Consider the following 18,107-nt stretch of genomic DNA (forward strand, 5'->3'; position numbering starts at 1 on the left):
ATCGGCTTGATCCGCACGGAACTGATGCTAGCACTCTGTCTCGGCGAGTGCTAGCAGGGGTCATTTAGGGACGGCTTGGAATTGAGTCAAGAAGACCTATCGCGAAATTTTGTGCCGGAATTATGAAAATCAGCGCAACTTAGTTTTGTTTCTCGAACGTTCCGAAAAATAGCGGCCTCGTTCGACCCGCCTGCTGCGCTGCCACCATTTATACTGCAATGCAAAAACCTTGGCGCCGCCCTTGTATTCTGGCGGCGGTTTTGCGACATGACCGCTTATCCTCATCAAGCGGCACGGGATCGGCATGGGAAAGCGCATCGAAAGCTTCAGCGAGATCAGCAACCATTATGATGTCGTGCTCAGCGATGTCTGGGGTGTCGTCCATAACGGCGTCTCCGCCTATAAAGAAGCATCCGTCGCACTCGAGGCGGCGCGGGACCGTGGCCTCACCGTCGTCCTTATCACGAATTCGCCGCGGATCGGCTGGCAGGTGGTCGAGCAGCTACGGCACCTCGGCGTGCCCGACAGCGCCTATGACCGCATCGTCACGTCAGGAGACGTTACTCGCGCATTGATCGCCAAGGGACCGAAAAAGGTCTTTCTGCTCGGCCCAAATCGAGACACGCCGCTGTTGGACGGTCTGGGTGTCGAACGGGTAGGGGCAGATGAAGCCGAATCCATCGTCTGCACCGGCTTTTTCGACGACGAAACGGAGACGCCGGACGATTACAGCGACATGCTGGCCGCCTTCCGCGCCCGCAATGTACCCCTGATCTGCGCCAATCCCGATCTTGTCGTCGAGCGCGGTCATCGCATGATCCCCTGTGCCGGTGCAATGGCGGCTGCCTATGCGCGGATCGGCGGCGAAACGCTGGTCGCCGGCAAGCCGCATGAGCCGATCTACGAAGCGACGATCGCGGCTGCCCGCGACGCACGCGGCGAATTTCCACTGGAGCGCGTTTTGGCAATCGGCGACGGCATGCCGACCGATGTGCGCGGCGCGCTCGATTACGGCTTGGATTTGCTCTACATCAGCCATGGCATCCATGCGCGTGAATATATGGTCGAGGGCAAGACCGACGAAGCCGCTCTCGGCGCCTTCCTTGCCCGCGAGCAGGCCTCGCCGAAATACTGGATGCCGCGCTTGGTCTGATCCCCAGGCCTGATCCGAGGAGTGCCGATGACCGTTTTCCACCGCAACGAGACCCGTGATCCGCTACCCGAAGGTCTGAAGGGAGGCGTCGTTGCCATCGGCAATTTCGACGGCGTCCATCGCGGTCATCAATCCGTGCTCAATCGTGCGCTGGAGATTGCGGAAAGTCGCGGCGTCCCGGCGCTGGTGCTAACCTTCGAACCGCATCCGCGCACCGTTTTCAGGCCCGATCAGCCTGTCTTCCGGCTGACGCCGGCGCCCTTGAAGGCCCGCATCCTGGAAGCGATGGGCTTCCGCGCCGTTATCGAATACCCTTTCGATCGCGCGTTTTCGCAGCGCTCGGCCGATGAGTTCGTGCATTCGATCCTGATCGACTGGCTCGGTGCATCGGAAGTCGTCACCGGTTTCGATTTCCATTTCGGCCACGGCCGCGAGGGCGGACCGGCCTTCCTGATGAATGCCGGCAGCCACAATGGCTTCGGCGTTACCCTAATCGACGCCTTTCGCGACGAGAATGCCGAAGTCGTCTCGTCGAGCCGTATCCGGAGCCTGCTTGCCGAAGGCGATGTCGCCGAGGTGGCAGGCCTGCTCGGCTATCGCTATACGGTCGAGGCAGAGGTGATCGGCGGCGAAAAGCTCGGCCGTTCGCTCGGCTTTCCGACCGCCAACATGCAGCTTCCGTCGGAAGCTGAATTGAAATCCGGCATCTATGCCGTCCGTTTCCGTACCGCCGACGGCAAAATGCATGATGCCGTCGCAAGCTACGGTCGCCGCCCGACGGTGACCGAGAACGGCGCTCCGTTGCTCGAAACCTATGTCTTCGATTTCAGCGGCGATCTCTACGGCCAGGTCTGTTCCGTCTCCTTCTTCGCCTATCTCAGGCCGGAGCTGAAATTCGATGGCCTCGATCCGCTTGTCGCGCAGATCAAGCGGGATGAGGAGGAGGCAAGGGCGGTGCTGTCAGGCGTCACACCTCTCAGCGAACTCGATCGTATTCTCTGCGCCTGACGCGGCGCTTGCAGGTGACGCGGCGCTCACAGGAATTGTGGAGATTTCAAGGCAAAAGTGCTTGCGCTCAAATGCTCAGGCACTATTCCTAATATTAGGGCTGCGAGGGATTCGGAGCGGCCCATAAAGGCGTGGTGGGGGCTGCGCAAAATCTCCGAAAGGCGTCGAAAATCATGGACAAACGTTTTGGAACAGCGGCCTGCTGGCTGCTCATCATTCCCTATATCGGCCTTCTCTGGGTTCCCTTTTACAACAGTCACGATCCGGTGCTGTGGGGCTTCCCGTTCTTCTATTGGTACCAGCTCCTCTGGGTTCCCATCACCTCTTTCCTGATCTGGATCGCCTATCGGAGCATGCGCAATGACGACTGACATCAATGGCACGGCGCTTGCCGTCTTCATCTTCTTCTTCCTGCTCGTCACCGTCATGGGCTTCATCGCGGCCCACTGGCGCAAGCCCGAAACGCTCGCTCATATCGATGAATGGGGCCTCGGTGGCCGCAGCTTCGGCACCTGGATCACCTGGTTCCTCGTCGGCGGCGACTTCTATACGGCCTATACCGTGATCGCTGTGCCTGCGCTCGTCTATACCGTCGGAGCCTATGGCTTCTTCGCGCTGCCCTATACGATCGTCGTCTATCCCTTCGTCTTCATGGTCATGCCGGTGCTCTGGAAGCGGGCTTCGGATTTCGGTTATGTGACCGCCGGCGACGTCGTTCATGGCCAATACGGTTCGCGCGGCCTTGAGCTCGCCGTCGCCATCACAGGCGTCATCGCCACCATGCCCTATATCGCGCTTCAGCTCGTCGGCATGGCTGCCGTTCTCAAGGCATTGGGCCTGCAGGGGGAATTGCCGCTGGCGATCGCCTTCATCGTCCTTGCGCTCTATACATATTCGGCAGGCCTGCGCGCGCCGGCGCTGATCGCCTTCGTCAAGGATATCATGATCTATATCGTGGTGCTTACGGCGGTCGCCGCAATCCCGATTAAGCTGGGCGGTTATGCCAACGTCTTTGCCGCTGCGGACGCGGCCTTCCAGGCGAAGGGATCGGGCAGCATCCTGCTCGGTAGCAACCAGTACGTGGCCTATGCATCGCTGGCGCTTGGCTCGGCACTTGCCGCCTTCATGTATCCGCACACGCTGACCGGCATCTTCGCCTCCAACAGCGGCAATACCATCCGCAAGAATGCGATACTTCTGCCGGCCTACACGCTGCTGCTCGGTCTTCTGGCGCTCCTGGGTTACATGGGCCACGCCGCCCATCTGACGCTCGAAAGCCCGAACGACGTCGTGCCGCAGCTTTTCAAGACGCTCTTCCCGAGCTGGTTTGCGGGCTTTGCCTTCGCCGCGATCGCAATCGGCGCGCTGGTGCCGGCCGCCGTCATGTCGATCGGGGCGGCCAATCTCTTCACCCGCAATTTCTGGAAGGCCTATGTCAATCCTGATGTCAGCCATGCCGGCGAGGCGAAGGTGGCCAAGGTAACGTCGCTGATCGTCAAGATCGGCGCGCTCCTCGTCATCCTCTTCCTGCCGACGCAGTTCGCCCTCGACCTGCAGTTGCTCGGCGGCATCTGGATCCTCCAGACCTTGCCGGCGCTGGTCTTCGGCCTGTTCACCAACTGGTTCCGCGCGCCAGGCCTGCTGGTCGGTTGGTTCGTCGGCTTCTTCGGCGGCACCTACCTGGTCTGGATCAACGGCCTGAAACCGCTGCAGGCGATCAGCCTCGGCGGCGCGCCTTTCACCGTCTATATCGGCCTTTTGGCGTTGGTGGCCAATATCATCGTTGCCGTGGTGATCAACGTGCTGACGCCGGCAAGGGTGGCCGCTAGGGCGTAATCTCGAAATCTCTATTGCAAAGACAGGGCCGCGGGCGGAAACGCCCGCGGCCCTGTCTTTGAGGTAGCGGCGAATCTCCTCTTCCTTTTCCTCCAAAAACGCCGTAATAACCGCCAGCGATGACCCAATTTCGGCTGTCCATAGCAATGCGAATTATTGGCCCGGCCTTCCGCGTGCAGTGATCTGCCGGAAGGTCCGGGTTCTTGGCGCTTGTTCAGAGCGCCGTTACGCCACAAAAATCCCAAACGAGACGCGCCTGTTTGAAGGCTGCAGCAAACGATTGTCAGGACAATGACCGACACCGCCGAAAAGATTGATTATTCGAAAACCCTTTATCTGCCCGAGACCGATTTTCCGATGCGAGCAGGCCTGCCGCAGAAGGAGCCCGAAACGGTTGCGCGCTGGCAGCAGATGGACCTCTACAAGAAGCTGCGCGCCTCCGCCGCCGGCCGCGAAAAATTCGTACTGCACGACGGCCCGCCCTATGCCAACGGCAACATCCATATCGGCCACGCGCTGAACAAGATCCTGAAAGACGTCATCACCCGCTCGTTCCAGATGCGCGGATATGACTCGAACTATGTTCCCGGCTGGGACTGCCACGGCCTGCCGATCGAATGGAAGATCGAGGAAGAGAACTACCGCTCCAAGGGCAAGGCGAAGCCGGACCTGACGCAGCCCGATGCGATGATCGAATTCCGCAAGGAATGTCGCGCCTATGCCGAAAAATGGATCAAGATCCAGGGCGACGAGTTCAAGCGCCTCGGCATCATCGGCGATTTCGACAATCCGTACCTCACGATGAACTTCCATGCCGAAAGCCGCATCGCCGGCGAACTCCTGAAGATCGCCATGAGCGGTCAGCTCTATCGCGGCTCCAAGCCGATCATGTGGTCGGTCGTCGAGCGCACAGCGCTGGCGGAAGCCGAGGTCGAGTATCATGATTATGAGAGCGACACGATCTGGGTGAAGTTCCCGGTAAAAGTTGTCAGCGATGTCAGCTTTCCGGAGGGGGCGGAGGCCGCGGAAGCACATCTCATGTCCGTGGCTTCGATCTTCAATCCTCCAGCGTCTGTTGTCATATGGACGACAACTCCATGGACAATCCCCGGCAACAGGGCGATCGCTTATTCGCCTAAGGTTTCTTATGGCCTCTACGAAGTCATTGCAGCAGAGAATGACTTTGGACCGCGTCCAGGTGAGCGACTAATCTTTGCAGACAATCTGGCAGAAGAGAGCTTTGCTAAAGCAAAACTGCAATATCGTCGGATCGATGATGTTCCCACGAGAGCGCTTGCCTCGATCACGTGTGACCACCCCCTCAAGGGCCTCGGCGGCGGCTACGAATACGCTGTCCCTCTCCTCGCCGGTGATCACGTCACCGACGATGCCGGTACCGGTTTTGTCCACACCGCTCCCAGCCACGGCCGCGAAGACTTCGAGGCCTGGATGGATCATGCGCGCGAGCTCGAAGCCCGCGGCATCGACACCAAGATCCCGTTCCCGGTCGACGATTCCGGCACCTATACCGCCGATGCTCCCGGCTTCGAGGGTGCCCGGGTCATGGATGATAGCGGCAAGAAGGGTGATGCCAATGATCGCGTCATCAAGGCGCTGATCGAGCGCAACATGCTGTTTGCCCGCGGCCGCCTGAAGCATTCCTATCCGCATAGCTGGCGCTCGAAGAAGCCGATCATCTTCCGCAACACGCCGCAATGGTTCGTCTACATGGACAAGGACCTTGCCGATGGCACGACGCTGCGCAGCCGCGCGCTGAAGGCGATCGACGATACGCGCTTTGTTCCCGCCGCCGGCCAGAACCGCCTGCGCGCGATGATCGAGCAGCGGCCGGATTGGGTTCTGTCGCGTCAGCGCGCCTGGGGCGTGCCGATCTGTGTCTTCGTCAACGAAGAAGGCGAGGTCCTGAAGGATCAGGCTGTCAACCGGCGCATCCTCGATGCCTTCGACGCCGAAGGTGCGGACGCCTGGTTCGCGGAAGGCGCCAAGGAGCGCTTCCTCGGAAACGAACATGATCCGGTGAACTGGACACAGGTCATGGACATCCTCGACGTCTGGTTCGACTCTGGCTCGACGCACACTTTCACGCTGGAGGATCGCCCCGACCTGAAATGGCCGGCCGACGTCTATCTCGAAGGCTCCGACCAGCATCGCGGCTGGTTCCATTCATCGCTGCTCGAATCCGCCGCCACCCGCGGCCGCGCGCCCTATGACACGGTCGTCACCCATGGCTTCACCATGGATGAAAAGGGCCAGAAGATGTCCAAGTCGCTCGGCAACGTCGTGGCGCCGCAGGACGTCATGAAGGATGCTGGTGCCGATATCCTGCGTCTCTGGGTCATGACCACGGACTATTGGGAAGACCAGCGTCTCGGCAAGACAATCATCCAGACCAACGTCGATGCCTATCGCAAGCTGCGCAACACCATCCGCTGGATGCTCGGCACTCTGGCGCATGACAAGGGCGAGGTCATCGCGCTTGCCGATCTGCCGGAGCTGGAACAGCTGATGCTGCATCGCCTGGCCGAACTCGACAAGGTCGTGCGCGAAGGCTACGACGCCTTCGAATTCAAGAAGATCGCCCGTGCGCTCATCGATTTCTCGAATATCGAGCTTTCGGCCTTCTACTTCGATATCCGCAAAGATGCGCTCTATTGCGACGCGCCCTCCAGCCTGCGCCGCCGTGCAAGCCTGCATGTCATCCGCACCATCTTCGAATGCATGGTGACCTGGCTTGCGCCGATGCTGCCCTTCACGACAGAAGAGGCGTGGCTCTCGCGCAATCCTTCGGCAGTCTCGATCCATCTCGAGCAGTTCCCGACCATTCCGGCGGAATGGAAGAACGAGGCGCTGGTCGAGAAGTGGAAGAATATCCGTGCGGTTCGCTCGGTTGTGACCGGCGCGCTCGAAATCGAACGCAAGGACAAGCGCATCGGCTCGTCGCTTGAGGCCGCCCCGGTCGTGCATGTGACGGATCCGGAGTTGCTGAAGGCGCTTGAGGGCGAGGATCTCGCGGAGATCTGCATCACCTCGGATATCTCGCTCCTATCGGACGAAGGCCCGGCTGACGCCTTCCGTCTTTCGGAGGTTGCGGGCGTCAGCGTGGAGCCGAAACTGGCAGAGGGCACAAAGTGCGCCCGCTCCTGGCGCATCACCAGGGATGTCGGCTCCGACCCCGCTTATCCCGAGGTGTCTGCACGCGACGCTGCCGCATTGCGTGAACTTGCAGCCTTGCAGTGAAGAAAGTTACCGGATGAATTGCGTTTGCGCAGTTCATCCGGTAAAAGCTGCCTGAAAATGGCCCGATTTTTCCGCCACTGAGCGCAAGGATCGTGGCGGGCAATGAATGCACCGGCGCGGCTGGGAAGGGTTTTCATGATTGCGATGCACAGGGTTCGCGTAGGCGTCTGCTTTGCGGCACTTTTGGCTGGATGCGGGATGATGTCCGGCTGCATGAGCAGCCCGACATATGGTACCGGCAAGACGGCCAACGAACAGCTCTTCGATGACCTCAGCGACATCGCGTCCATTTCGGCTGTGGCGCCGAAGGACAAGGGCGTAAAATACCCCAACCGTCCAGGCCTTGTCGTTCCCGCGGAAAACAATCGCCAACAGCTGGCGCAGCCCGAGCAGTCGCTTGCCAGCAAGGACAATCCGCAATGGCTGGAATCGCCGGAAGATACCCGCAAGCGTCTGATCGATGACGCCGAGGCGAACAAGAACAATCCCAACTATCGCTCGCCGCTGGCGAAAGCCGACAGCGCCAGCGCCCGGATGACCGAAACCCAGCAGACGGCCGCCTATCGCGCCGCTCGCCAGGACCAGGACGGCACCTATATCGACCAGCGCCGCTATCTGATCGATCCGCCGCAGCAATATCGCCAGGTTTCCGATCCGGCAGCCCTCAGCGATCTCGGCACGCCGGAATCGAAGAAGGAAAAGAAGCGTAAGAAGGATGCCGAAGCCGCGCAGGGCAAGGCCACCTGGTGGAACCCCTTCGACAGCAATTGATGATCGAACGGCTCGGTCAACCGGGCCGTTGCATCTGCGGCCAGGCAAATCTCCGGCCTTAATTCGTGTCCCGCTTTTCCGCGAAAAATTGCTTCAATATCTGCCCGGCCTCTTGCTCCGCTAATCCGGAATATACTTCTGGCGCGTGATGGCAGGTTGGTTGCGCATAGAAGCGCACGCCGTTATCGACCGCACCACCCTTGGGATCCTCGGCGCCGTAATAGAGGCGACGGATCCGCGCGAAGGAAATTGCCGCCGCGCACATGGTGCAAGGTTCCAGCGTGACGTAGAGATCGGCGCCGACGAGCCGCTCCTGATCCAGCGCTTCGCAGGCCATGCGGATGGCCGCAATCTCGGCATGGGCGGTGATGTCGCGAAGCTCGCGCGTGCGGTTGCCGGCCTTGCCGACCACTTGGTTGTCGAGCACGACGACGGCGCCGATCGGCACCTCGCCCCTTTCCCCGGCGGCGGTGGCTTCGGCAAGCGCAAGCTCCATAAAGTGATTTGTCTTCACCATTCAGGTTTTTTCCACTTAACCGCAGCGGCGTGACCTGATAGGACACGCGAAAGGCCATTTGGGTCTAAAAATTCAGGCAAACAGCAAATGACAGTCAATGACAAGCCCAAGCGGCCTGGGTCCAAGCCCGTTTTTCGCGACAAGCAGACGAAGCCGGCTGCCAAACGCGGCGATGACAAGCCGGTGAAGACGGCCTCGGCAAAGGTCGCTGCGGTGGCAACCGAAGGCGGCGAAAAGGCCGAGCGCATTTCCAAGGTGATGGCCCGCGCCGGTGTCGCCTCGCGCCGCGACATCGAGCGCATGATCATGGAAGGCCGTGTCAGGCTGAACGGCGTGCTGCTCGACAGCCCCGTCGTCAACGTGACGCTGACCGACAAGATCGAAGTGGACGGAATGCCGATCCGCGGCATCGAGCGCACCCGGCTTTGGGTCTATCACAAGCCGTCCGGCCTCGTGACCACCAATTCCGATCCGGAAGGCCGCCCGACCGTCTTCGACAACCTGCCGGAAGAGCTGCCGCGCGTCATGTCGATCGGCCGCCTCGACATCAACACCGAAGGCTTGCTGCTGCTTACCAACGACGGCGGCCTTGCCCGCGTCCTCGAGCTGCCGACGACGGGCTGGCTGCGCCGCTACCGCGTGCGCGCCCATGGCGAGATCGATCAGGAAGCGCTCGACAAGCTGAAGGAAGGCATTGCCGTCGACGGCGTGCTCTACGGCTCGATCGACGCGACGCTCGATCGCACCCAGGGCTCCAACGTCTGGATCACGATGGGTCTGCGCGAAGGCAAGAACCGCGAAATCAAGAACGTGCTCGGCGCGCTCGGCCTCGACGTCAACCGCCTGATCCGCATCTCCTACGGCCCCTTCCAGCTCGGCGACCTGCCGGAGGGCGAGGTCGTCGAGGTGCGCGGACGCACGCTGCGCGACCAGCTCGGCCCGCGCCTCGTCGAAGACGCCAAGGCGAATTTCGACGCGCCGATCTATAATGCGCCTGCCGTCACTTCGGCCGATGACGAAGAAGAAGACGACAAGCCGCAGCGCAGCGTATCGAAGGGTGATCGCGCCAAGGACGATCAGCGCTCCTGGGGCGAGGGCCAGCGCGAGCAGCGCCCGCGCCGCGAAAAGCCGGCCGACAAGCGCGAGCGCGCCTTGAGCCGCCTCGATACGAAGCGTGACGATCACCGCGACGACGATCGTCCGAAGCGCCCGGCGCTCGGCTCGCGCCGCAACGCCAATGTCTGGATGGCGCCCGGCGCCCGCCCGCTCGGCGAAAAGGCGGCCCAGAAAGCAGCAAAGAATGCCAAGACCGACGCCAAGCGCGGTGAGCGCGACCGTCCGCAGCGTGGCGCACCCGCTGCTGCTCCGGCATCAGCGCCGAGAGTCCAGGTCAATCGTGTCCGGGAAGAGGATGGCGAGTGGATCCGCTCCAGCGAGACGCGTGATGACGAGGGCGGTTTCGGCCGCAAGCGCTCCTTTGGAGATCGCCCGGCGCGTGGTGACCGTCCCGAGCGAGGGGATCGTCCTGCCCGCGGTGAGCGTTCCTTCTCCGATCGTCCGGCTCGCGGCGACAGACCGTTTGGCGACAAGCCGCGCGGTGACCGCAGGCCGCGTGCTGAAGGCGAAGAGCGTCCCCGTGGTGAGCGTTCTTTCGGTGATCGTCCGCCTCGTGGCGACAGGCCGTTTGGCGATAAGCCGCGCGGTGATCGCCGGCCGCGCGCTGAAGGTGCAGAACGCCCTCGCGGCGAAAGGTCTTTTGGCGATCCCGCTCGCGGCGACAAGCCCTTCGGTTCCAAGTCTTACGACGACAAGCCGCGCGGCAATCGCGGCCCCCGTCCGGATGGCGCCGAGCGGCCGCGTGCAAAATCTTTCGGTGGCGAGCAGCGCTCCGAGCGCGCCGGCGGCGAGCGTTCCTTCGGAGATCGGCCTGCTGGTGGCAAGCCTGCGGGCAAGTCTTTCGGCGGCAAGCCGGGCGGAAAGTCCTTTGGCGGCAAGCCGGGCGGAAAGCCGGGAGCGAAGGGCTTCTCGGGCAGGCCGCGCGGTGACGGTGCAGGCGGTGGCCGGCCGTCGGGTGGTCCCGGCAGGGGCGGTCCCAAGGGCAAAAGGGGTTGATGGGCAGTGCGGATCGTCGGCGGTGAATTTCGCGGACGGCCTCTCGCCGTGCCCAAATCAAACGAGATCCGGCCGACAGCCGACCGGACTCGCGAGAGCCTGTTCAATATCCTGAGCCATGCCTATCCCGATGCCATCGACGGCACGCGGATGATGGATCTGTTTGCCGGCACCGGTGCGGTCGGCCTGGAGGCGGCGTCCCGCGGATGCCGTCATGTGCTTTTTGTCGAGAGCAGCGTCGAAGGGCGCGGCCTTCTCTGGGAAAACATCGATTCTCTCGGGCTCCACGGGCGGACGCGAATGCTGCGCCGCGATGCCACCGATCTCGGCAGTGTCGGCAATCTCGAACCCTTCGACATGCTTTTCGCCGACCCGCCCTATGGCAAGGGACTGGGCGAAAAGGCCTTTGCGGCGGCGGCCAACGGCGGCTGGCTGGTGCCGGGCGCATTGGCGATCCTCGAAGAACGCGCAGATGTCGTCGTATCGGTACCATCGTCCTATATGTTCCTGGAGGAACGAACCTTCGGCGACAGCAAGATGCATTTCTTCCGCTATCAGCCGGTTTAAAACGGTGGTTGGGGTGTCGAATGGCTAGCGCCGAGCGAGCGGGTTTCAGTCTTCTGACCCCGGCTGCATCAGGGCCTTCCGTGGCAGTCGCGTTCGGCGGCGGTGGTGCTCGTGGCCTGTCACACATCCATATCATCGAAGCCCTGGACGAGCTCGGCATCCGGCCGGTGGCGATATCGGGCTCCTCGATCGGCGCGATCATGGGCGCCGGCATGGCGGCGGGCATGAGCGGTGCCGAGATCCGCGAACATGCGCTGGCAACCGTCGGCAACAAGGCAGCCGTCGTCAGCCGCATCTGGGGCATGCGCCCGCAAACGGTGCGCGATGCCGTCGCCAAGGGCATTCGCATCGGCCAGTTCAATCTGGAGCGGATCCTGCGGGCCTTCCTGCCGGAGGAGCTGCCCGCCAAGTTTTCGGATCTCCTCATCCCCATGAAGGTCATCACGACCGATTATTATGGACAGTGCGAAGTGATCGTGGAGGAGGGCGAGCTTTTCCCGGCGCTGGCTGCCTCTTCCGCCATCCCGGCGGTCTTCATGCCGGTGCGCCTGCACAATCGCGTGATGATCGACGGCGGCATCGCCAATCCGGTTCCCTATGAATGCCTGATGGATATCGCCGACATCGTCATCGGCATCGATGTCGTCGGCGCCCCTGAAGGCGACGGCGCGCATATCCCCAACCGCATGGAAAGCATCTTCGGTTCCGGCCAACTGATGATGCAGACTTCGATCTCGCTGAAATTGAAGCTGAGGCCGCCGCAAATCTTCTTGAGGCCGACAGTCGGCCGCACCGGCGTCATGGATTTCCTGAAGGCTCGCGAAGTGCTTGCCATGTCGGCAGGCGTCAAGGACGAGCTCAAGTTTGCGCTGGAGCAGGCGATCGAGGCGCATGGCTGATCGGCTGTATTTTTTGGCCGTGGCGTCGGATACTTATGCAGAGGCCGAGAACGAAACCACGAGCTAGGCTACGCATCGGCGGTCTGTTTTTCCGTCGGTGCAGCAAGATCGTCGTCGAAGACGTCCATCGTCCGCTTCGGCTTCATCAGCGGCTCCGGCTTGACCGGATGCGAGAACAGCATGTCGCGGCCGGCCTGCAGGCCTTCCGTCGTCTGCAGCACCAGCCGCTGTTCGTCCCGCTTGCGGATATCCTCTTCGATTGCATAGGCATCGGCCTCGCCGATGCCGAGCGCCTCCAGCGTCCTGCGGCCGAAGAGCAGGCCGGATTCCACCGTTTCGCGCAATTCATAATCGACGCCGTTGTTTCTAAGAGCGATGGAATGGATGCGGTCATAGGAGCGCACGAATAGCTTGGCATGCGGATATTCGGTCTGCACGAGCTCCACGATCTTGTCGGTAATCTCACGATCATGCGTGCAAACCATCACGATCTTGGCTTTGTCGATACCCGCGGAGCGCAGCACGTCCTTGCGCGTGCCGTCGCCGAAATAGATGCGGAAACCGAAGGCGGATGCCTGCCGTATGCGGTCTGCGGAATAGTCGATAACAGTGACGTCACGGCCGCCGGCAAGCAGAATCTGCGCGGCGATCTGGCCGAAGCGCGAGAACCCGATCATCATCACATCCGAGCCGGCACCTTCGAAATCCTCGTCCAGCTCCTCATGGGCATCGTCGCGCAGAAAGCGCTTTGCGAGCGCGGTGCTCAGCGGCGTGAGCGCCATCGAAAGCGTCACGATGGCAATCAGCAGCGAAGCGGTGCTGCCCGTCAGCAGGGCGCCGCTGGCACTTGCGGTGCTGAAGAGCACGAAGCCGAATTCGCCGCCCTGTGGCAGCAGGAAAGCAATGCGGATCGCGTCATTGTGTGGCGAACCCGAGACGCGACAGATCGAATAGATCACTGCCGCCTTGATGACCATGATGATGGGAACGGCCACGATGATGAGAAGCACATTATCGAGAATGACCTGCAATTGCAGCGACAGGCCGACGGCAATGAAGAAGATTGCGAGCAGCACGCCGCGGAAAGGCTCGATATCGGCCTCCAGTTCGTGCCGGTAGGAGGATTCCGCCAGCATCACACCGGAGAGGAAGGCGCCCATTGCCATCGACAGGCCGGCAAGCTGCATCAACGTCGCCGAGCCCATGACGACGAACAGCGCGGCCGCGATCATCGCCTCTCGCGCGCCGGTGCGGGCGATGACCTGGAAGAGCGGCGTCAGCAGATAGCGTCCCGCAATGATCATCGCGCCGACCGCGCCGACGGCGATGGCGAAATCGGGAACGGGATTGGTTGCCTCCTTCGGACCGTCGAGAACGGTAACCAGCGCCAAAAGCGGCACGATCGCAAGATCCTGCAACAGCAGCATGGAGAAGGAGCGCTGGCCGTAGCGCGTATTGACGTCGCCCTGTTCCTCCAGGATCTGCATGGCGAAGGCGGTCGAGGAAAGGGAAAGGCCAAAACCGGCAATGATGCTTCCGCGCCATCCGGTCACGCCGCTGAGATAGGCGGCGCCGGTCAGCAAAATGCCGGTGATGACGACCTGGGCGGTGCCGAGGCCGAAGATGTCGCGCCGCATCTGCCACAGCCGCGAAGGCTTAAGCTCCAGTCCGATGATGAAAAGCAGAAAGACGACGCCGAGCTCGGCCACGCCGAGAACGGATTCCCCGTCCCCGATGCCATGCAGGATCGGGCCGATCACAACGCCGGCAGCAAGGTAGCCAAGCACGGTTCCGAGCCCTAGCTTCTTGAAGATCGGGGCCGTGACCACGGCTCCGCCCAGCAGCAGGAGTGTTTCGGTAAAGAGGGCGTTGGGCGCTGACATCGTCTGTTTCTTTCATGGGCAGGCGGTGCTTCGGACATCCCGGGGAAGAATCGACATTCCCGCCCTTGATGCTTTTCGTAGTGCACAATAAATGGAACGCGAAGGAAAGGCCAAATCATGTCCTCAGAAATCGATTCCGCTCAGCTTCTTTCCCGTGCCAGCCAATTGATCGATCTCGCCCGAAAGGCCGGCGCCGACGCTGCCGATGCCGTCGTGGTGCGCTCGCGCTCTCAATCGGTCAGCGTTCGCCTCGGCAAGGTCGAAAGTACCGAATCCTCCGAAAGCGACGATTTCGCGCTCCGCGTCTTCGTGGGTCAGCGCGTCGCCAGCGTCTCGGCAAATCCGGGCTTCGAGCTGCAGGTGCTCGCCGAACGCGCCGTCGCCATGGCGAAGGTCTCTCCGGAAGACCCCTATGCCTGCCTCGCCGACGAAAGCAGGCTGGCCCGCACCTACAAGGATCTCGAGCTGTTCGACCCGACCGAAGTGTCGACGGAGCAGCTACGCGAAGCCTCGCTCGCCATGGAAGAGGCGGCCCTTGCCGTTTCCGGCGTCAGCAATTCCTCGGGCGCCGGCGCGTCTTCCGGCATGGGCGGCCTGGTGCTCGCCACGTCCCACGGTTTTGCCGGCAGCTACATGGGCTCGCGCTTCGGTCGCTCCGTCAGCGTGATTGCCGGCGAAGGCACCGGCATGGAACGCGATTATGATTTCGACAGCCGCCTCTATTTCGCAGAGCTTGACGATCCCGCCGAGATCGGCCGCCGCGCCGGCGAGCGCGCGATCAAGCGCCTCAACCCGCGCCAGGTGCCGACGGGCAAGGACCTGACCGTCATTTTCGATCCGCGCGTTGCGCGCGGCTTCGTCGGTCACATCGCCGGCGCGATCAACGGCGCCTCGGTGGCACGCAAGACCAGCTTCCTGCGCGACCGCATGGGCGAACAGGTCCTGAAATCGGGCCTGTCGATCACAGACGATCCGCTGATCGTTCGCGGTCCTTCTTCCCGTCCCTTCGATGGCGAAGGCGTCGTCGGCGAGCGGATGGTCATGATCGAGGACGGCGTGCTGAAGCACTGGTTCCTTTCGACGTCGACAGGCCGTGAGATCGGCATGGAAACCAACGGTCGCGGCGTGCGCGGCGGCACCACGGTTTCCCCGTCTTCGACCAATCTGGCGCTGGAGCCAGGCGATATTTCTCCTGAGGACATGATCAAGGGCATCGGCAACGGCTTCTATGTGACCGAGCTGATCGGCCAGGGCGTCAACATGATAACAGGCGAATACAGCCGCGGCGCCACCGGCTTCTGGATCGAGAACGGCGAACTGACATTCCCCGTTTCCGAAGTCACGATCGCGTCCAACCTCAAGGACATGTTCATGCGCACGACGCCGGCAAACGACATCGACCGCAAGTTCGGCGTCGCCTCTCCCACGCTTGCCATCGAGGGCATGACGCTGGCAGGTCTGTAAGGCGAGGTGCGCAACGATGAGTGATATTGCCGAGGCCGGTCGCCAGAACGATCTGGAGTTGATCGTCGACGCCGCCCGCCAGGCAGGAGAAGTGGCCCTTCGCTATTTTCGCCGTGAACCTGAAGTCTGGTGGAAGAACGAGGGGCGCTCTCCCGTCAGCGCCGCCGATTTCGCCGCCAACGAGGCCTTGGCGTCGATCCTCAGAACCGCCCGCCCGAATTACGGTTGGCTTTCGGAGGAAACGGACGATGATCCGGCCAGGCTCAATTCCGAGACACTGTTCGTCGTCGATCCAATTGATGGAACTCGCGGCTTTATCGCCGGGCTGGAGATGTGGTGCGTCAGCGTCGCCGTGGTGACGAAGGGTCGTCCGACGGCCGGCGTACTTTATGCGCCGGCGCTGGACGAGCTTTTTACCGCCGAGACCAGTGGTCCGGCATTGAAGAACGGAACCCCCATTGGCGTCTCCGATCGACCGGCAACCGAGATGCAGAGGCTTGCGACTGCCGAGGAAATGCTGAGCGGCTTCGATCCCGATTTTCGCAAGACGATTGAGCGTGCCAAGCATGTGCCGTCGCTCGCCTATCGTCTGGCGATGGTCGCCGACGGGCGGCTGGAAGGAACGCTGGTCAAGCGCGACTCCCACGATTGGGATCTGGCGGCGGCTGATCTCATTCTGGAGCGTGCGGGCGGCGCACTCGTCGACCTATCCGGCCATGCGCTGAACTATAATCGCCCCGAGCTTAGCCACGGCGAGCTTTGCGGCGCTCCTGCCGCCCATCTTGAGGCCTTTTTACGTCAGCTCTCCCATCGTCGAGATGGTTGACCTTTCGGTCAAAATCCCTCAGATGAAGGGGGGAGGAGAGAGACAGCAGAAAAGAGACAATCATGACGGACTCAAGCAGCAAAAAGCAGCTCCTGCACCTCGTATTTGGCGGCGAACTGGAAAGCCTTGAAGAGGTTCAGTTCCGCGATCTGAAGGATCTCGATATCGTCGGGATTTTCCCCGACTATGCGAGTGCGCTCGTGGCCTGGAAGGCAAAGGCACATCAGACCGTCGACAACGCCCATATGCGTTACTTCATCGTGCACATGCATCGCCTGCTTGACCCGGAATCTGCCATCAAGGGCTGATTTTCGTCCCGTGGAAATTTGATGCGGTCAGTAAAGGCGGCAATCTGCCGCCTGTCGTTCCATAAATACTATTTTTGACGCATTCAGAACTTAACTGCAGGCCTTCCGCCATAACAATAATCGGGATTTGGCTTTGATGACGATCAGCAGCGATCGGAGGCGAACAAGATGAGCAGCCTGAGGGCGCGCTTTGCCTTGGGTGCCTACCGCCTGGGCGGCATCGCGATCTATCCACTGATGAGCCCCTACCTCGCCGTCCGTGCCGCCAGAGGCAAGGAGGAGCGCGCACGCCGGTTGGAACGTTTCGGCTATGCCAGCGCCAATCGCCCCCAGGGTCCGCTGGTCTGGTTTCATGCCGCAAGCGTCGGTGAGAGCCTCGCCGTCATGCCGCTCATCCGGGAAATCCGCCGCCGCGATATTCACGTTGTCCTGACGACCGGAACGGTGACATCGGCCAGGCTGGTCAGGGAGCGGCTGGGCGACGATGTCATCCATCAATATGTCCCGCTCGACCTGAAGCCGGCTGTTCGCCGTTTCCTCGACTACTGGCAGCCCGATTGCACCATTATTGCCGAGTCCGAAATCTGGCCGACGACCATCATGGAGCTCGGCCAGCGCCGCATTCCGCAGATTCTCGTCAACGCTCGTATATCGGATCGCTCCTTCTCCCGCTGGAAGACCCGCCTGTCGCTGGCCGAAGCGCTGTTCGAGAACCTGGCGTTGGTGATTGCCCAATCGGATATCGATGCCGAGCGTTTCCGTGATCTCGGCGTCCGGCAGGTCATCATGTCGGGCAATCTCAAGGTCGATACCGACGCGCCGCCCTATGACGCCGCACTTCTTGCCCGATACGCAAAGCAGATCGGCGATCGCAAGACCTGGGCTGCCGTCTGCACCTTCGACGGCGAAGAGAGTGCGGCAGCGACTGTCCATCGTGCCCTGAAGGAGCGAAACGGCCAGCTGACCATCATCGTCCCGCGCCATCCCGAGCGGTCCGACGAGATCGAAAAGATGCTCGTCGGGCAGGGCCTGAAGGTCGCTCGCCGCACGCGCAACGATATTCTTTCACCCGATGTCGATGTCTTTCTCGGGGACACGATCGGCGAGATGGGCCTCTATCTCAGACTGACCGAAGTTTCCTTCGTCGGCCGCTCGCTGTTCGCCGAGGGCGGCCAAAACCCGCTGGAATCAGCCATGCTCGGCTGCGCCATTCTGTCGGGCGGCCATGTGCAGAATTTCCGTGAGGCCTATCAGCGTCTTGCCCGCAGCGGCAGCGCCAGGATGGTGCGCGATACCGAAATGCTGGCCAAGGGCGTGCATTACCTGCTGACCAATGACGCGGCCCGACGCGGCATGATCGAGGCAGGTTTTGCCACGGTCCAGGAAATGCGCGGCGCATTGACGGCGACGCTGAAGGGCCTTGAGCCCTACATCAATCCGTTGACGGTCAAGGCGCGGCTTCTTCCCAAAATGGCCCAGGGCTGAAGAAAAGAGCTGAGGAAACG

Annotated in this window: 14 protein-coding genes and 1 pseudogene; 13 read left to right on the top strand and 2 right to left on the bottom strand. The window is 61.7% G+C overall.

Annotated features, from left to right (window positions below):
* The first annotated feature begins 304 nt into the window (after nucleotides 1-304).
* From DTW90_RS09665 to DTW90_RS09690, 6 genes are all read left to right on the top strand, one after another.
* Nucleotides 305-1,153, top strand: a complete 849-nt coding sequence (locus DTW90_RS09665) for a TIGR01459 family HAD-type hydrolase (protein ID WP_149337910.1) — start codon at nucleotides 305-307, stop codon at nucleotides 1,151-1,153.
* A 9-nt stretch (nucleotides 1,154-1,162) separates the two neighbouring features.
* Nucleotides 1,163-2,161, top strand: coding sequence for a bifunctional riboflavin kinase/FAD synthetase (locus tag DTW90_RS09670; protein WP_188079927.1), 999 nt, complete (start codon nucleotides 1,163-1,165; stop codon nucleotides 2,159-2,161).
* A 173-nt stretch (nucleotides 2,162-2,334) separates the two neighbouring features.
* A complete protein-coding gene (locus DTW90_RS09675) occupies nucleotides 2,335-2,532 on the top strand; it encodes a DUF3311 domain-containing protein (protein WP_132521440.1) in 198 nt (65 codons plus the stop codon).
* On the top strand, nucleotides 2,522-3,997 hold the full coding sequence (locus tag DTW90_RS09680) for a sodium:solute symporter family protein (protein WP_149337914.1): 1,476 nt from the start codon (nucleotides 2,522-2,524) through the stop codon (nucleotides 3,995-3,997). The genes DTW90_RS09675 and DTW90_RS09680 overlap by 11 nt, the downstream gene beginning before the upstream one ends.
* Before the next feature lie 291 nt (nucleotides 3,998-4,288).
* A complete protein-coding gene (gene ileS, locus DTW90_RS09685; protein ID WP_149337915.1) occupies nucleotides 4,289-7,255 on the top strand; it encodes an isoleucine--tRNA ligase in 2,967 nt (988 codons plus the stop codon).
* 135 nt (nucleotides 7,256-7,390) lie between these two features.
* Nucleotides 7,391-8,026, top strand: coding sequence for a hypothetical protein (locus DTW90_RS09690; protein ID WP_132521446.1), 636 nt, complete (start codon nucleotides 7,391-7,393; stop codon nucleotides 8,024-8,026).
* A 58-nt stretch (nucleotides 8,027-8,084) separates the two neighbouring features.
* Here the strand turns inward: DTW90_RS09690 and DTW90_RS09695 are convergent, their stop codons facing one another.
* A complete protein-coding gene (locus DTW90_RS09695) occupies nucleotides 8,085-8,543 on the bottom strand; it encodes a nucleoside deaminase (RefSeq protein ID WP_132521448.1) in 459 nt (152 codons plus the stop codon).
* 87 nt (nucleotides 8,544-8,630) lie between these two features.
* Between DTW90_RS09695 and DTW90_RS09700 the strand changes: the two are divergent.
* From DTW90_RS09700 to DTW90_RS09710, 3 genes and pseudogenes are all read left to right on the top strand, one after another.
* A pseudogene (locus tag DTW90_RS09700) lies at nucleotides 8,631-10,681 on the top strand (pseudouridine synthase).
* Nucleotides 10,662-11,222 carry a 16S rRNA (guanine(966)-N(2))-methyltransferase RsmD gene (rsmD, locus tag DTW90_RS09705; protein WP_132521452.1) on the top strand — a complete coding sequence of 187 codons (561 nt, stop codon included), beginning with the start codon at nucleotides 10,662-10,664 and terminating at the stop codon, nucleotides 11,220-11,222. Before DTW90_RS09700 ends, rsmD begins: the two are co-directional and overlap by 20 nt.
* A gap of 20 nt (nucleotides 11,223-11,242) precedes the next feature.
* Nucleotides 11,243-12,121 (top strand): patatin-like phospholipase family protein, encoded by an 879-nt coding sequence (locus tag DTW90_RS09710; RefSeq protein ID WP_132521454.1) that lies wholly within the window; start codon nucleotides 11,243-11,245, stop codon nucleotides 12,119-12,121.
* A 68-nt stretch (nucleotides 12,122-12,189) separates the two neighbouring features.
* Here DTW90_RS09710 and DTW90_RS09715 read toward each other — a convergent pair whose 3' ends face one another.
* A complete protein-coding gene (locus DTW90_RS09715) occupies nucleotides 12,190-14,004 on the bottom strand; it encodes a monovalent cation:proton antiporter-2 (CPA2) family protein (protein WP_149337919.1) in 1,815 nt (604 codons plus the stop codon).
* Between the two features lie 117 nt (nucleotides 14,005-14,121).
* On the opposite strand from DTW90_RS09715, the gene DTW90_RS09720 reads away from it, so the two are divergent.
* The 4 genes from DTW90_RS09720 (at nucleotide 14,122) to waaA (ending at nucleotide 18,087) form a co-directional block, all read left to right on the top strand.
* Entirely contained in the window at nucleotides 14,122-15,468 is a 1,347-nt protein-coding gene (locus DTW90_RS09720; protein WP_149337921.1) for a TldD/PmbA family protein, read from the top strand.
* A gap of 16 nt (nucleotides 15,469-15,484) precedes the next feature.
* Nucleotides 15,485-16,294 carry a 3'(2'),5'-bisphosphate nucleotidase CysQ gene (locus tag DTW90_RS09725; protein WP_149337923.1) on the top strand — a complete coding sequence of 270 codons (810 nt, stop codon included), beginning with the start codon at nucleotides 15,485-15,487 and terminating at the stop codon, nucleotides 16,292-16,294.
* 62 nt (nucleotides 16,295-16,356) lie between these two features.
* Nucleotides 16,357-16,602 (top strand): DUF4170 domain-containing protein, encoded by a 246-nt coding sequence (locus tag DTW90_RS09730; RefSeq protein ID WP_132521462.1) that lies wholly within the window; start codon nucleotides 16,357-16,359, stop codon nucleotides 16,600-16,602.
* Between the two features lie 168 nt (nucleotides 16,603-16,770).
* Nucleotides 16,771-18,087, top strand: coding sequence for a lipid IV(A) 3-deoxy-D-manno-octulosonic acid transferase (gene waaA, locus DTW90_RS09735; protein ID WP_149337925.1), 1,317 nt, complete (start codon nucleotides 16,771-16,773; stop codon nucleotides 18,085-18,087).
* The last annotated feature ends 20 nt before the right edge of the window (nucleotides 18,088-18,107 follow it).

The organism is Neorhizobium sp. P12A, assembly GCF_008365395.1.
Lineage (GTDB): Bacteria > Pseudomonadota > Alphaproteobacteria > Rhizobiales > Rhizobiaceae > Rhizobium.